Origin of the sequence: Halomonas sp. 72, assembly GCF_052379785.1 — a bacterium.
GTDB lineage: Bacteria > Pseudomonadota > Gammaproteobacteria > Pseudomonadales > Halomonadaceae > Vreelandella > Vreelandella citrativorans.
Genome location: NZ_JBQSYY010000001.1, coordinates 124,153 through 137,519, shown reverse-complemented (window position 1 = coordinate 137,519; position 13,367 = coordinate 124,153). Strand labels below are relative to the sequence as shown.

Sequence of the window (13,367 nt, the reverse complement as noted above, 5' to 3'; positions counted from 1 at the left end):
AGTGTGGCTCTTGTGGTTGATCTTTAATATGATTCTCAAAATAGCTTGACGTCAAGGTATATGGCTTTTTACCTTGACGTCAAGCTAAAAAGCGGTAAGCATGAACCCCATGGATCATGTCGATAAAATACTCACACAGTGGCAGCAACAGCGGCCCGACTTGAACGTGGCCCCAATGGGCACGCTGGGCCGACTCAAACGACTGAATCATAGCGTGATGCGGCGCATGGAGCAGACGTGGGCGGCGTACGGCCTTAACGACTCAAGCTTTGACGTACTGGCCACGCTGCGCCGTGAAGGCCCACCTTACGCGCTTTCTCCCAGCGACTTAATGGCCTCCACCATGGTGACGTCCGGCACCATGACACATCGGCTTCAGCAGTTGGAAAAAGCGGAGTTGATTGAGCGTGTCAAAAACCCCGCCGACGGGCGAGGATTTCTGATTTCGCTATCTGAGAAAGGGTTTGCGTTAATTGATGAAGCCGTTGCTGCTCATGTGGCGACACAGGAAGAGCTGGTCAGTGGTTTGAGTGATGACCAGCGGGCGCAGCTTGATGAACTGCTCAAGCAGTTTTTGGCAGGGCTTGAGCCAATATAAGGCGTATTAGCTGTTTGGTTAGTCTGTCTGCTCGCGCACTGCTTCCGTTATCGCTTTCATGAAAACCTGCACTCTGGCCGCATAGCGCAAATCGGGGTGAGTCAGGAACCAGAGCTGGGTAGTCAGTTCTTCCACTGGCTTGGTAAGCCTGATTAGCTCCTCGTCACTATCCCCAAGGTAGCAAGGAAGTACCGCGATACCTGCTCCCTGACGCACTGCCAGTTGTATTCCCAGCATGCTATCTAATTTGTAGCCCGTGCTTTTACCCATCATCCATTTTTCGAGCGTTGCGTCGCCCATATGCGTATCTGGCCCTATCCAGCTTTCACCGTCGAGCGATGTAGGATCCAGCGGTACAGGTGCCATTTGCCAACGGTTTTTCTGGCCGTAAATGGCTAAGCGGATATCGCTTAGCTTGCGGCCTACAAGAGTTTCCGGTGGGCTGAGTGTCGGTCGAATGGCAATGTCCGCTTCTCTTCGCGATAGGCTTTGCAACTGGTTTGAGATCACCACTTCCAGCGTAATATCAGGATACTGTTGACGAAACTTTGTTAATAGAGGGCATAGCCATCCTGCAAAAAGCGTGTCGGTAGTGGTGATGCGAAGGCTTCCACAAAGCTTCAGATCTTGCCCAATAAGGCGGCGTTCAGCGCTATCAACCTCTATTTGAACACACGTTGCCGTTGCCGCCAGATCTTCTCCTGCCAGTGTCGGGGTATAGCCATGCCGATGACGCTCAAACAAAGTGACGTTCAGGCGTTTTTCAATCGCGTTGAGACGGCGAAATACGGTGGCGTGGCTGATACGCAGGTGCCGGCTGGCGCCGGATAAAGAGCCTGTTTGAGCGATAGCCAATATCACTTGAAGATCGTCCCACTTTAGCTGCTGTTCATTCATGCAAAGTTAATTCTCATAATTAGGGGGTTTTTGAGCAAATATGAACAGGGTAGCCTGTCATTCAATCCAGCGACAGGTGTGAAGCTTCATGAACGCATTGATTGTCACGGCTCACCCAGAGCCACATTCGTTTAATGGTGGGTTGGTCGATACCGCCGTCAATCAATTGAAAAAAGCAGGGCATTCGGTTGATGTGGATGATCTTTATGCTGAACGCTTCAACGCGATAGAGCACGCCGAACACTATTCCCAACGAGTTGATCAAGACTATTTCGCACCACTAGATGAGCAGCGCCATCATCACAAAAATGCAGCACTGCCCGCGGATATCCAGCGCGAGTTGGCAAGGCTGGAGTGGGCCGATCTGGTGATCTTTCAGTTCCCGCTATGGTGGCATGCACAGCCTGCTGTACTAAAAGGATGGTTTGATCGGGTATTGGTTTATGGCGGGCGCTACACAAGTCGCATGCGTTACGATCAAGGTTACTTTAAAGGTAAACGCGCCATGCTGTCGGTGACCGCAGGCTCACCGGAAGCCGCTTTTCAACCCTTTGGCCGGGCGGGCAATATGGCGGCCTGGCTATGGCCCATTCACTCATCGCTTTATTACGTAGGGTTTGACGTACTGGCGCCTCAACTGAGTTACGGCGTGCAGGGTGGCGGCATTAAGTATCAGAATGAGGAAGCTCTACGCAAACATCTCAATGTCTGTAAACAGCGCTGGGCCGAGCGTCTAACGCACTGGGAGCGTGAAAAGCCGATACCGTTTGCTGGATGGGAAGACTGGGATGAAGAAGGCATGCTAAGTAAAACGGCACCTCTTCGCTGGCGGCTAGGCTAGGTACATATACTGGGCGATGTCCGTGCTAAAGGCTTCGCTACTTAATCTTGTGTACACTTGGCGTTCGCAAAATAACGCCACGGGTAAAAGGTAGCTGGTATGTCCTTGGATTTTCGCTGGTCACGGTTTGATGAGCTCAGCACGCGCGAATTTTATGAAATCGTAAAGGCACGCATAGCGGTGTTTGTGGTGGAACAGCGGTGTGCCTATCAGGAAGTTGATGAGCTGGACCCGCTTGCCTGGCATCTTTCCGCAACGGTTGATGGTCAGCTCGCGGCGTATATCCGAGTAGTGGGGCCGGGTGATAAGTTTTCTGAGCCCTCAATTGGCCGGGTGATGACCCTTAAGGCTTTTCGAGGGCATCAGTATGGCCGAGCGCTTATGGGCGAGGCGATTCGTTTTACCGAGCAAACCTATCCTGGTATGGGCATTAAGATCGGCGCACAAGTCTATTTAAACGCTTTCTACGAGTCGTTTGGGTTCGAGCGCATCAGTGAGCCCTACGATGAAGACGGCATACCACATATTGATATGGCAAAACCGCGATAATACCTGTTGCTATCGACCGCTCTGTTCCGTCTCGAAGATGGTGTTGCTGGGTATCGCTGGAGCAACATCACCGTAGGGCTGCGTAGTAGACTATTGAGTAGTAATCTCTACGGCTGTGCCAGCCACTACGACTCCTCCTTGCACTGGTACTTCAACTTGCAGAAGACTTAACCGTCCCATTTCTTCACCCTGCTTTATAAGAAATTTCTCAGGAGCGTTAATCAGCTTGGCTTCGCGTAGATATCCTCCTAGCGCTGCAGCCGCAGCTCCAGTCGCCGGGTCTTCTACTACGCCACCGACTGGAAAGGGGTTTCGCGAATGGAAAAGGTTATTACTCTCGCGGAAAACAAGCTGTAGCGTTGTTAGCCCTTCTCGTAACATCAGAGATTTCAGCTCATTAAAATCGTAATCAAGTTGACTTAATGTGTGTCGAGAACCAACTGCCAGCACAAGATGCCATGCTCCTCCATAGGCTAAAGCTGGAGGGATAGATGGATCCATTTTGTCAAGAGACCAATTAAGCCGTTCTAATACCTCATTAACAAGCTCTACAGGAGCAGGCCTATGGTCAGGTTCAACTGAGGTTAACGCTGCCTGAATTTGACCATCGATCATATCGACTTTCACTGGCACGCGCCCCACCGATGTATTCAGTTGATAAATGCCCATACCACTTAAGCGGCCCAGCATTACGGCGCTTGCAATCGTTGCATGCCCACAAAAGCTAACTTCTGCCAGTGGGCTATAGTAACGAATAGTTCTAACTTCTCCTGTTGATGGTGCAATAAATGCTGTTTCCGAGTATCCAACCTCTGCAGCGATATTTTGCATTTCCTTTTTTTTAGGTAGCTCATCTCCAATCCATACTCCTGCAGGGTTACCACCAGAAGGAACATCAGAAAAGGCAGTTAATCGATATAACAGGCTACTCATGAGGCTTTTCCTCTTGAAGGTGGGGAAGGTAGTATCATTTTGACGTCAAAAAAAATAATGGAAACTTCTTTTTTCTCACCTATAGGGTTACTAAAATTTAGCCATGAGTAGTGTCAATTTCCCTCCTTTAAACGCTCTTCGCGCCTTTGAAACTGCTGCACGATTAGGCAGCTTTGCCTCTGCTGCTCAGGAGCTTAACCTGACACCAGCCGCTGTTAGCCACCGTATAAAAGAGCTGGAAAGTAGGCTCGATATTTTGTTATTTGTACGTCAACCCCGTGGAGTAGTTCTGACAAATGCAGGACGTCGTTACTATGAGCGTTTATCGAGTATTTTTACCCAAATCGAACGAGCAACAAAAGAGCTTAGACAGGAGGGGATTGATGGTCTGTTGACGCTATCAGCACCTTCTTCTTTTATCCGTTGCTGGCTGATTCCGCGGCTTGCAAGCTTCCAGGCTCTTTATCCTGGTCTGCAACTGAAGTTGCGCGGTGAAAGTGATTTATTGAGCTTTCGAAATAATCAGGCAGATATTGGAATTCGTTTTGGTACAGGTAACTACCCAAACCTACATACTGAACAGCTAATGAGCGATGCCGTGACGATACTGGCTCCTTCAAAACGAGTAAGCGGCCTTCGCGATATTCGTCCTGAAAGTTTATTGCGTACTCAGTTTTTGTTGGAAGATAGTAGTATTCAACCAACAGAACCCTGGAATACATGGCAGCCTTGGCTCCGTGAAATTGGGGTTGAGTTTCATCCATCCCTACGTAAATTACAGTTTTCTGACAGTAATCTGACCTTGGCAGCCTGTGCTGAGGGGCTTGGCCTTTGTATCGGGCGTTACTCTATTGTTAGTCAGCTTATTTTGGATAGAACAGTACAAGCAATTATGCCATGGCGTATACATGAGTTTGCCTATTATCTAGTTTTAAATCCGGCTGAAGTTGAAAATCTTCGTGTTATCGCATTTAAGCAGTGGTTAATGGGGCAGGTTGAAAGTTTTGAAAGTATGCGCGCAGATAATAATATTTGAAAAAAACAGCTATATTTATTTGGATGACGAAAATATAGGGCCAGGTTATTGATTTGTCTAAAAGTTAAAAACGTTGTTGGGTATGTGGGGGTATCCTGCATCTCTATAAAAGCGTGTCGCATACTAATTGCTTATTCAAAACTAATCGTGCGGTCAGTTTCATAGCTATCCAATAGCCGGTGTGTACCTCTTCACAGAGGTGGCCAAATAAAAGGAAAGCACTCAACGGCAGCCATGCGTACTTCATCTAACGCCACAGTATCCCAACCAGACTCAGCTCCGGCGAGTAGGCCGACAGGTAAAATAGATGCATACGGTGTGACATCCACTCTATTATCTTTCGCCGAAGGCCTGCGAGCGATGCATGCTGGCATTTTCGAGCAACACAACAGCGAAGGTATCCGGTTTTTCTGTACGTCAAACGCTTCGATAACCGTCTCGGAGGTCACCGATACGGTAGTGGTTCGGTAGATTTGTTTTCCAGTGCGGCTGAGGAATCCCAATGTGTTCAGACTTCGGCCGGGTGAGTGGACGGTCACCTCAAAGGGCTGTTCGATAGGGCTCCACGCATAGGGTATCGATGACGATTGTGAAAGCCGGACTCACCAAAGTAATAGAACTCATGCTCACCCAGGTTTGTTTTAGCCATCGTGATATGGCGTCGCGGCGAACCTGTAGTATCTGGCTGATTTGACTAATTGTATGACCCTGATTGCTCAGCAGGATGGCATGCGCACGACGGCGTAGTGCATGTTTCTCACTGTAGTGGTAGGCGGAAGACAGTGCGCTCTATTCAGGGTCAGTAAGCGGAGCAATGAAGCGTTTTAACATGGCTTCATCCGTGATAGCTACCTGACAACACGACACTTCAGATCAAGCACTTAGTACAGAACAATTGCTGCTTGATTCTCGTTCAGCGTGTAAAATGTTAACAAAGTTAAGCGTTTGTTGTTAGGTGGCTTTTCTTGTTGGCAAAACTATTAACGCTGCACCCATTTTATTCAGGCTAGTAACTACTTATTTATGAGAACCTTTGATCCACAACATTATGTTTTAGCTGGTCGCGGCTGGATGAATTAAGTACGTACGTTTTTTATGACATCGTAAGGGCACGTGAAGCGGTGTTAGTGGTGGAGCAGTAATGTGTCTATTAAGAGGTTGATGATTTGGATCCGCTTGCTAGGTATCTTTCCGCTACGGTTGATGGCCTGCTTGTGGCGTATATCCGGGTGGGGCGGCCGGGTGGTAAATTCGCTGAGCCTTCTATTGGATGGGTGATGACACTTAAGGCTTTCCGGGGCCGCCAATATAGCCGGGCGTTTATGAGCGAAGCTATCCGTTTCACCGAAAAAAACTATCCTGGCATGGGCATCAGTGAGCCCTACGATGAGGACGGCATACCGAATATTGATATGATCAAACCCGCCGCCCACGCTTAAACCAAAATGCGAGAGGAGTTGATACCCGTGACCGCTTCAGATGCCTGCTTTTCAGAGAGTGAACGCCACGGGCTTTATCGTGCCATTTATGAGCGCCGTGATGTGCGTTCACAGTTTCTTCCTGACCCGATTCCCGCTGACGTGCTGGCGCGTCTATTGCAGGCTGCCCACCATGCGCCTTCGGTAGGGTTCATGCAGCCCTGGGATTTTATGGTCATTGAAGGTGACGAGGTCAGGGCGTCTATCCTTGCGTTATTTGAGCAGGAAAACCAGAAAGCCGCTGAGCGTTTTGAGGGTGAGCGTAATGATCTTTACCGTAGCCTCAAGCTTCAAGGGATTGTCGAAAGCCCGCTGAATCTATGCATCACCTGCGACCGCAGCCGGGGTGGACCACACGTGCTAGGCCGCAACAGTATTGTCGAAACTGACTTGTTCAGCACGTGCCTAGCGGTGCAAAACCTGTGGTTGGCTGCGCGGGCCGAAGGGGTTGGCGTTGGCTGGGTAAGTATTATTGATCAGGCTCAGTTAAGTGCCGCCTTGAACCTGCCTGAACACGTATATCCCGTGGCCTATCTATGCCTTGGCTATGTCAGCGAGTTTCTGGATCAGCCGGAGCTTGAAGCCAAAGGCTGGCGCTCCAGGCTACCGTTAAGTGAGTTGGTACATGGCGATAGCTGGGGGAAGCTGCTTGAGAATGGTCCTCTTGATGCGCTGCTGCGCGATTCGTCACGCTAATCGCCGCAGGTGCGAGCTTTTGCATGATGGTGCGAGGTGGGCTACAGGATTGCCGTGACGGTGTTAATTTCAGCAAAATAAGGTAAATAGTGATGCGGGACACCACTATCCAGCGACTTAGCGCAGATAGTCCTCATCTTCCCACCGTAGTGCGCTGGACGTTTGCAGCGTGGGGGAATTTATACCCAGGGCTAACGCTAGAAGAAGCCATTGATGACACAATGTCTGAGTGCGGTATCTTAGGTGTACCCTCCGTATTTATTGCTTTGCAAGACGACGTACCTGTCGGCACTGCCTGCTTAATTGACGATGATATGAGCATTCGGCGCGAATTAACGCCGTGGCTGGCCTCTGTTTTCGTAGCGCCTGAGTGGCGCGGGCAGGGTGTTGCTTCCGCGCTGGTGCAACGCGTGGAGGCAGAAGTGCGCAATAGCGGTATTCACCAATGTTATCTCTATACCCCTGACCAGCAGTCGCTTTATCAGCGGCTAGGTTGGCAAGCGATAGAAACGCTTGAATACCGAGGCGAAACCGTGACGCTCATGCGACGCCTCTTAACGGAGTAAAGACGTTGATGACGCAGTGGACGCGGAGTGTACTACTTCGGTACCGTCGCACGCTGCCGCTTTGGAATACCTGGCGACAAGTCGTTGATCGGCCGACGATTTGCCGATCACACAACATGAAAATAGGTAGGCCAGTGGTACGACGGCTAACAAAATTTTAGGGAATCACCATGCGGCGTTTACTGGTACTGCCCACCTCGCGTGCGGGTTGGGGTTTATTAATTGCGTTTTTAACACTCATCGCTATGGGAACGTGGCCGATGATTGGTTGGGTAAACCGGGCAACATTAGTGCTAGGCCTGCCCTTGATGGTGGTATGGAGCTATCTGGTTATTTTTTCTTGCGTGGTAGTTATGCTGATAGGCAATCGTATCGTAGAGCGAGATAACCATGAATAGCCTCTGGCCTCTGCTGATTACGCTTATCTATGTGGCCATTGCCATGATGATTGGCTTACGCGCCCGCGGTGGTCAGGCCACCCGTGCCAATATGAATAGCCTGGAAGAGTGGGGGGTTGCTGGGCGTAGCATGGGGCCGGTCACGCTGTATCTGCTGATTGCCGCAGGGAGCGTCAGTGCTTATACCTTTATGGGCGCACCGGGCTGGGCTTATTCGAAGGGGGTCGCGGTCTTTTACGTCGCTATCTATTTGGCATATCTGGCCCTGATCGCTTGGTACTTTGGCCCAAAGGTATGGCAGTTTGGCGCTGAGTTTGGCCACGTTACTCAGGCAAGCGCGATTGCTGACCGTTATCAAAGCCCTGCCTTGGGGGCGCTGGCATCGCTGGTAATGGCGGTTGGCTCAATTGCTTACGCGGTGCTTCAAACGGTTGGTTCGGCCTATATTCTGTTTGTGATGAGCGGCGGTATCATTCCTGTCTGGTTAGGCGTTGTGTTGGTACTTGCCTCTATTGCTGTCTATTTGTACGCCAGCGGTCAGCGGGCGATTGGGCGTACCAATGCCTTTCAGGGCGTATTAATGTTGGTCGTTGCCTGGGCTGTAGGCTTGTGGGCAGTGCATAGCGCCACCGGCGGTTTAAGTTTTGCAGCGGTATTTGAGCGTATTCAGGCTGAGCATGTGGCGTTTTTAACCCTACCAGGGGCTGGCGGGGATATGAGTTTTAGCTTCTGGACCACCTCGATTATTGTCTCGATGTTCTCGTTTATGCCCCCGGTATGGACCCAGTGGATGAGTGCGTCTTCCGCACGCACTATCCGGCGCAGCGCTACCTGGCTGCCAACGTACTATGTGGTGATTTTACCCATGGTGGTTGTGGGCTTTATCGGTATTTACTCGCTACCTGACCTGGCGCGGGCAGACACGGTGGCCCTTGAATATGCCATGCAGCATTTGCCTGTTGTGCTGGTCGGGCTACTGGGGGCGGGTACCCTGGCGGCTTCCATGTCATCAAGTGAGCCGTTTATTCATTCGGTGTCGCTGTCATTAAGTAAGGATGTACTGCAACCGCTGTTAAAGCTTTCAAATGCTACTACTGGTCGACTTGCCAGGCTTATGATCTTACCCATCATGGCCTTGGTGATTGCACCGCTCGCGATTGCTGAACCGGGCAGTCTGGTGATGATTTTGCTGGTAGGGCTGGGGTTTGCCTCGCAAGTCTTGCCTGCTTTTGTTGGCATGTTCTTCTGGCCGCGCGCGTCACGCTTGGGCGTTATGGCGGGCATTGTGGCAGGTTTTTTGGTTACCGTGGCGTTTACTACGCTATGGCCACACCCGCTGGGAATCCACGCGGGGTTCTGGGGGCTAATCATCAACTTGCCGATATTTGTGGGAGTGTCGTTAGTGACTCCGGCCACACAAGCGGATGTCGTGGAGCGTTTTTTTCGTATTGCGGCGCCGCGTGGTTTAACCCGGCTTGGGAAAAAGGCAGCACTGTAGCGTCTCAGGTCATATCAACCTGTAGCATGGCGTGTTTACTGATTGCTTTTTGGCAATCAGCTTATCGCTGGACAGCGAGAGGGGGGGTTATGCTGGGCTACGACTGCCCCAGCATAAAATCGCGCGTTTTAGGCGTTTCAGGCCACACAATGCAGCGATTGCGGCCGCCGTTTTTAGCTTGATATAGCATCTCATCAGCCATTTTTAGCAGTTTGAATGGGTCCTGGGTATGGTCTGGATAAGTCGCTACTCCGCAAGAAAGCGTCACTTTTGTTAGTGGCGCTCCCTGGTATGCTAGAGAGAGTTCTGATGCCAGTGTCAATAGCGCGTTAGCACGAGACTCGGCAGCATGAACTGATGTCCCAGGTAGTAGAGCAACGAACTCTTCGCCTCCAAACCGACAAACGATATCAAGGCCACGAAAGTGATGCTTTAGCAGTTCCGCCATTTCCACCAGCACGCTATCGCCTGCATCATGGCCAAAGTGATCGTTGATCTGCTTAAAGTGGTCAATATCCAGCATGAGTAGCGATAGTTGGCTGGCGTTTTGCTGCGCGCGGAGGCATTCATGCTCGAACACTCTATCAAAATGACGTCGGTTATATAGGTTAGTGAGGGGGTCTTTAAAAGAGAGGTTTTCTAGCTCCTGGACGAGGCGGCCAAGCTTCTTGGTCCTTGATGCCACTTGATATTCCAGAGTTTCATTCGCAAGTGACATCTGCTGCTGAGTATGCCGGTAGTGCCAAAGAAAGATCGCCGCGTTAGCCAGTGAAAAGATCAGCGTGCCGTAGCTTAATGGTATGGTGCGCCAGGCAATAAAGCCGTGGGCTACCAGCATATCGGTCAATAAGAGTGGTATGAAAAAAGTGAAGCAAAGTGCTAATAATCGCTGCTCAGTACTTAGTTCTCGGAACCTAAACAGGGCGAGTATTAGCATGGTGGGCAGGGTGACGGTGAGTAATGCATCAAATACGGGAAAAGTGATAGAAAGGCTAACAAACCCTAATTGAACCAGGCTGATCGCTATGGCGAGATAGGCTAAGTGTAGCGCCCAAATACTGGTCAGCCAGCGCTTTGTTTTTCCGTTAAACCAATGGCTTAGTAGTAGCCCAAGAGCAATGGGTAGCGTGTAGTAACTGCCCGCGCGCAATGTATCCCAAGCCAAGGCATTATCAACGATCAACTGGCGAGCTGGCGCTTCAGCCAGCAACATTAGGCCAGAAGCATAGGCAAACAGAGCAATAGCTGAAAAGCCGCGCCTTTCAGGGCCAATAACGGCGAATATAGTTGCTATAAACGCTAAAACAAATACCAGGGCACTGACTGCAAGGTCTTGGACGGACATATGGATGATACTTTCCAATACCTCAAGACGCTCCATGACCTTTACTTCGCCCCACAGGCCGATATTGGTGTAATAGGAAAATACTCGGATGTTGAGCGGTTTGCCGGAAAAATCCTCAGGCAGTTCAACCATGTGCCACGGCCAGCCTGCAAAATCTCCCCGCCCTTGGGCATCGAATTCGCCGTACTGGTAGATCAGTGCATCATCCAGATAGATCTGGCCAATCAGGTTAATACTGGTGATGTAGAGTACGGGGTCATTCCAGTTACCGTCTGGCAATACACCGCGGAACCATACCTGTTCCTGGCCGTTTCTTTCCGGTGGGTCGGCAGGAAAGTTGATAGGGTTCCAGGTGAGTGATGTATCGGGCGGCTGGGAAAGAGTGCCTTGAGTTCCCGCAGGAAGGTCTCCCCAGTGGTACTCCCAGCTATGCAGAGGTTGGGGGGCTGAGTCAGCCTGTAAAACACCCGAATACAGCACCCACACGCAAAGTGTAATGCTCCACAGAATAGCCTTATATTTGCCATCCCCAAGCGGCAACAAAATTCTGTCCTGGTCGCTGTTATGCGGCTGTTAAACGCATCATCACTGATGATAAGTCAATGAAGTGATGCTAAAACCCGCTCGGCCAGCCAGTGTATACATAGTGAAAGCGGCTGATGATGCTCGGCTTGGCAGGGGGAGGAGCCCCCTGCTAGCTTAAAAACCGGCTGATAAACCTCATTTCCTCGTGGTGAAATGAAGTTGGTCATTCTGCGGGCTGTATAAAAAGGCGCGTATCGAAGTTTTGTTATTGCGCAAATTAAAGCAACTTTATGTCATGTTGGCTACGGAAAAAAGTCGGGTTTATTGTTACCCGACTTGGCCTGGTCTTTTTTAATGAGTGTTATCAGCTAATCGTTATTAACTGCTAATACTTCCGCCTACCACGCCGCTGCGAAAACTGTTGGATGGGTTGGTATTGTCGGTGCGGTGTTTTAGATGTTCTCCTACCGCATCCTCAGGTGAGCCTGCCAGTTCGCGGAACATGCCCATGGAACCCAGCAGAGCAGAAGATTCATAAGGCACAAAAACGCGCTCGCCGTCTTTCGCCATGTTGGGCAAACCCTTGATATAGCTCTGGCCGAGTAAATAACCCACCACGGTGCGTTTGTTTTCCTCGCTGTCGCCAATAGCATTCAATACCAGTTTGATGGACTCCTGCTCGCCCTGGGCGCGCAGAATGGCCGATTCCTTATCGCCTTGGGCGTTAAGAATGGACGATTCACGCTGGCCCTGAGCCATGGCGATAGCGGCCGATTTTTCACCTTCGGCTTCGGTAACGGTGGCGCGGCGTTTACGCTCGGCAGCCATTTGTAGGCGCATGGCCGTTTCTACTTCTTCAGGCATGGCGATGTCCTGTACCTCGACGCGAGATATTTTGACCCCCCATTTGGATGCAGGCTCTTCCATGGCAGCCTGAATCTCATTGTTCACTTCCGCGCGGGATTCAAATAGTTTATCCAGCTCCATTTTGCCGACCACCGAGCGTAGCGTGGTTTTCGCCAGAACCTCGACGGCCTGACTCATGTTGACGACTTCGTAAACCGCGCGCTTAGGATCAATAATTTGATAATAAAGCGCGCCATTGATACGAACCGTTACGTTATCGGTGGTCACGACCGGCTGGCCGGGGAAATCCATCACCGTTTCACGGCGGTCAATGCGAATCTCATCCGTGGTAATTGCCTGGTACTCTTCGCCCATTTTGCGATAGCGCAGCATGGTGATCGCGCGGGGCTGCTCAATAAAGGGAACGATGATATTGATGCCACTTTCGAGCACACGATTAAATGAGCCGAGGCGCTCAACTACCATTACTTCCGACTGACGTACAATCACCAGCCCTTTGGAAATAATCACAATGCCGATAACGACAATAATCAGGCTTATTAATAAACCGGGGCTAATAGGTAAATCCATTATTAAGGCTCCTTGCGTAGGGTGGTATCGTCTTGCAAAGGGTTAGGGGCTGACGAGGGGAGGGCAACCAGCGCTGTGGTGCCTTCAAAGCGCTGAAAGATAACGGACGTATCGGGTGGAAGTTCTGTGGCACCTGTGTCCATAACGCGCAAGCGGTAAAAGTCGCCGTTAATTTTGATACCGGTCGCATCGTCATAATCGCGGCGCAACGTATGGTAATGATTGCCTTTTTCGACCCCTGTGCCAGTGGTGCCGTAGGCAACGCCACGAGGAGAAAAGCGTGGACGAATCACCATGACACCCAAGGGAACTAATAGGCCCGAGAAAATCCCCATGCTCAGCAACTGCCAAGGCAAAGATAGCCCAAGGGCGGTGACCGCAGCGGTAAGAGCGGCGGCAATACACAGTGCCAGCAACACCATTGCACCGGACGTTAACTCTCCTAAACCCAGCAGTAGCGCCACCACTAACCATGTATAAGCAGGATTCCAATCCATAGCGCCTCCTTTTAAAAGCGGTCACCAGCGTACCCTAAGCCACGGGATTAAGTCAGATTAATTAACGGATTGA

At 50.6% G+C, this 13,367-nt stretch carries 14 protein-coding genes and 1 pseudogene; 9 read left to right on the top strand and 6 right to left on the bottom strand.

What is annotated here, in order from left to right:
- Positions 1-100: 100 nt before the first annotated feature.
- Positions 101-598 carry a MarR family winged helix-turn-helix transcriptional regulator gene (locus tag ACT3T6_RS00655; RefSeq protein WP_319022151.1) on the top strand — a complete coding sequence of 166 codons (498 nt, stop codon included), beginning with the start codon at positions 101-103 and terminating at the stop codon, positions 596-598.
- Positions 599-616: 18 nt separating this feature from the next.
- Here the strand turns inward: ACT3T6_RS00655 and ACT3T6_RS00650 are convergent, their stop codons facing one another.
- A complete protein-coding gene (locus ACT3T6_RS00650; RefSeq protein ID WP_193054787.1) occupies positions 617-1,495 on the bottom strand; it encodes a LysR family transcriptional regulator in 879 nt (292 codons plus the stop codon).
- Positions 1,496-1,583: 88 nt separating this feature from the next.
- Here ACT3T6_RS00650 and ACT3T6_RS00645 point away from each other — a divergent pair, with 88 nt between their 5' ends.
- Positions 1,584-2,336 (top strand): NAD(P)H-dependent oxidoreductase, encoded by a 753-nt coding sequence (locus ACT3T6_RS00645; RefSeq protein ID WP_193054788.1) that lies wholly within the window; start codon positions 1,584-1,586, stop codon positions 2,334-2,336.
- Between the two features lie 99 nt (positions 2,337-2,435).
- On the top strand, positions 2,436-2,885 hold the full coding sequence (locus ACT3T6_RS00640; RefSeq protein WP_193054789.1) for a GNAT family N-acetyltransferase: 450 nt from the start codon (positions 2,436-2,438) through the stop codon (positions 2,883-2,885).
- Positions 2,886-2,975: 90 nt separating this feature from the next.
- Here the strand turns inward: ACT3T6_RS00640 and ACT3T6_RS00635 are convergent, their stop codons facing one another.
- Complete coding sequence (locus ACT3T6_RS00635) at positions 2,976-3,818, bottom strand: PhzF family phenazine biosynthesis protein (protein ID WP_193054790.1); 843 nt, start codon at positions 3,816-3,818, stop codon at positions 2,976-2,978.
- A 103-nt stretch (positions 3,819-3,921) separates the two neighbouring features.
- Between ACT3T6_RS00635 and ACT3T6_RS00630 the strand changes: the two genes are divergently transcribed.
- The gene (locus tag ACT3T6_RS00630) at positions 3,922-4,854 is read left to right on the top strand and encodes a LysR substrate-binding domain-containing protein (protein ID WP_193054791.1); all 933 of its coding nucleotides are present in this window, start codon (positions 3,922-3,924) and stop codon (positions 4,852-4,854) included.
- A 131-nt stretch (positions 4,855-4,985) separates the two neighbouring features.
- Here ACT3T6_RS00630 and ACT3T6_RS00625 read toward each other — a convergent pair.
- Positions 4,986-5,637, bottom strand: a pseudogene (locus tag ACT3T6_RS00625) (transposase).
- A 383-nt stretch (positions 5,638-6,020) separates the two neighbouring features.
- Between ACT3T6_RS00625 and ACT3T6_RS00620 the strand changes: the two are divergent.
- The 5 genes from ACT3T6_RS00620 to ACT3T6_RS00600 all read left to right on the top strand — a co-directional run bounded on the left by ACT3T6_RS00620 (position 6,021) and on the right by ACT3T6_RS00600 (position 9,490).
- Positions 6,021-6,293: a hypothetical protein gene (locus ACT3T6_RS00620; protein WP_226912097.1), complete on the top strand. Its 273-nt coding sequence runs from the start codon at positions 6,021-6,023 to the stop codon at positions 6,291-6,293.
- A gap of 6 nt (positions 6,294-6,299) precedes the next feature.
- Positions 6,300-7,028 (top strand): 5,6-dimethylbenzimidazole synthase, encoded by a 729-nt coding sequence (gene bluB / locus ACT3T6_RS00615; protein ID WP_193054792.1) that lies wholly within the window; start codon positions 6,300-6,302, stop codon positions 7,026-7,028.
- A 92-nt stretch (positions 7,029-7,120) separates the two neighbouring features.
- On the top strand, positions 7,121-7,594 hold the full coding sequence (locus tag ACT3T6_RS00610) for a GNAT family N-acetyltransferase (protein WP_193054793.1): 474 nt from the start codon (positions 7,121-7,123) through the stop codon (positions 7,592-7,594).
- Between the two features lie 170 nt (positions 7,595-7,764).
- Complete coding sequence (locus ACT3T6_RS00605) at positions 7,765-7,992, top strand: hypothetical protein (protein WP_192527844.1); 228 nt, start codon at positions 7,765-7,767, stop codon at positions 7,990-7,992.
- Entirely contained in the window at positions 7,985-9,490 is a 1,506-nt protein-coding gene (locus ACT3T6_RS00600; RefSeq protein WP_193054794.1) for a sodium:solute symporter family protein, read from the top strand. Before ACT3T6_RS00605 ends, ACT3T6_RS00600 begins: the two co-directional genes overlap by 8 nt.
- Before the next feature lie 97 nt (positions 9,491-9,587).
- Here ACT3T6_RS00600 and ACT3T6_RS00595 read toward each other — a convergent pair whose 3' ends face one another.
- From ACT3T6_RS00595 to ACT3T6_RS00585, 3 genes are all read right to left on the bottom strand, one after another.
- Positions 9,588-11,378: a GGDEF domain-containing protein gene (locus ACT3T6_RS00595; RefSeq protein WP_193054795.1), complete on the bottom strand. Its 1,791-nt coding sequence runs from the start codon at positions 11,376-11,378 to the stop codon at positions 9,588-9,590.
- Positions 11,379-11,738: 360 nt separating this feature from the next.
- Positions 11,739-12,797, bottom strand: coding sequence for an SPFH domain-containing protein (locus tag ACT3T6_RS00590; RefSeq protein WP_193054796.1), 1,059 nt, complete (start codon positions 12,795-12,797; stop codon positions 11,739-11,741).
- 2 nt (positions 12,798-12,799) lie between these two features.
- Entirely contained in the window at positions 12,800-13,294 is a 495-nt protein-coding gene (locus ACT3T6_RS00585) for an NfeD family protein (RefSeq protein ID WP_193054797.1), read from the bottom strand.
- Between the last annotated feature and the right edge of the window lie 73 nt (positions 13,295-13,367).

Coding starts and splice junctions, on each gene's coding strand:
- ACT3T6_RS00655 (WP_319022151.1), top strand. CDS start 101: ATGAACCCCATGGATCATGTCGATAAAATACTCACACAGTGGCAGCAA.
- ACT3T6_RS00650 (WP_193054787.1), bottom strand. CDS start 1,495: ATGAATGAACAGCAGCTAAAGTGGGACGATCTTCAAGTGATATTGGCT.
- ACT3T6_RS00645 (WP_193054788.1), top strand. CDS start 1,584: ATGAACGCATTGATTGTCACGGCTCACCCAGAGCCACATTCGTTTAAT.
- ACT3T6_RS00640 (WP_193054789.1), top strand. CDS start 2,436: ATGTCCTTGGATTTTCGCTGGTCACGGTTTGATGAGCTCAGCACGCGC.
- ACT3T6_RS00635 (WP_193054790.1), bottom strand. CDS start 3,818: ATGAGTAGCCTGTTATATCGATTAACTGCCTTTTCTGATGTTCCTTCT.
- ACT3T6_RS00630 (WP_193054791.1), top strand. CDS start 3,922: ATGAGTAGTGTCAATTTCCCTCCTTTAAACGCTCTTCGCGCCTTTGAA.
- bluB (WP_193054792.1), top strand. CDS start 6,300: ATGCGAGAGGAGTTGATACCCGTGACCGCTTCAGATGCCTGCTTTTCA.
- ACT3T6_RS00610 (WP_193054793.1), top strand. CDS start 7,121: ATGCGGGACACCACTATCCAGCGACTTAGCGCAGATAGTCCTCATCTT.
- ACT3T6_RS00605 (WP_192527844.1), top strand. CDS start 7,765: ATGCGGCGTTTACTGGTACTGCCCACCTCGCGTGCGGGTTGGGGTTTA.
- ACT3T6_RS00600 (WP_193054794.1), top strand. CDS start 7,985: ATGAATAGCCTCTGGCCTCTGCTGATTACGCTTATCTATGTGGCCATT.
- ACT3T6_RS00590 (WP_193054796.1), bottom strand. CDS start 12,797: ATGGATTTACCTATTAGCCCCGGTTTATTAATAAGCCTGATTATTGTC.
- ACT3T6_RS00585 (WP_193054797.1), bottom strand. CDS start 13,294: ATGGATTGGAATCCTGCTTATACATGGTTAGTGGTGGCGCTACTGCTG.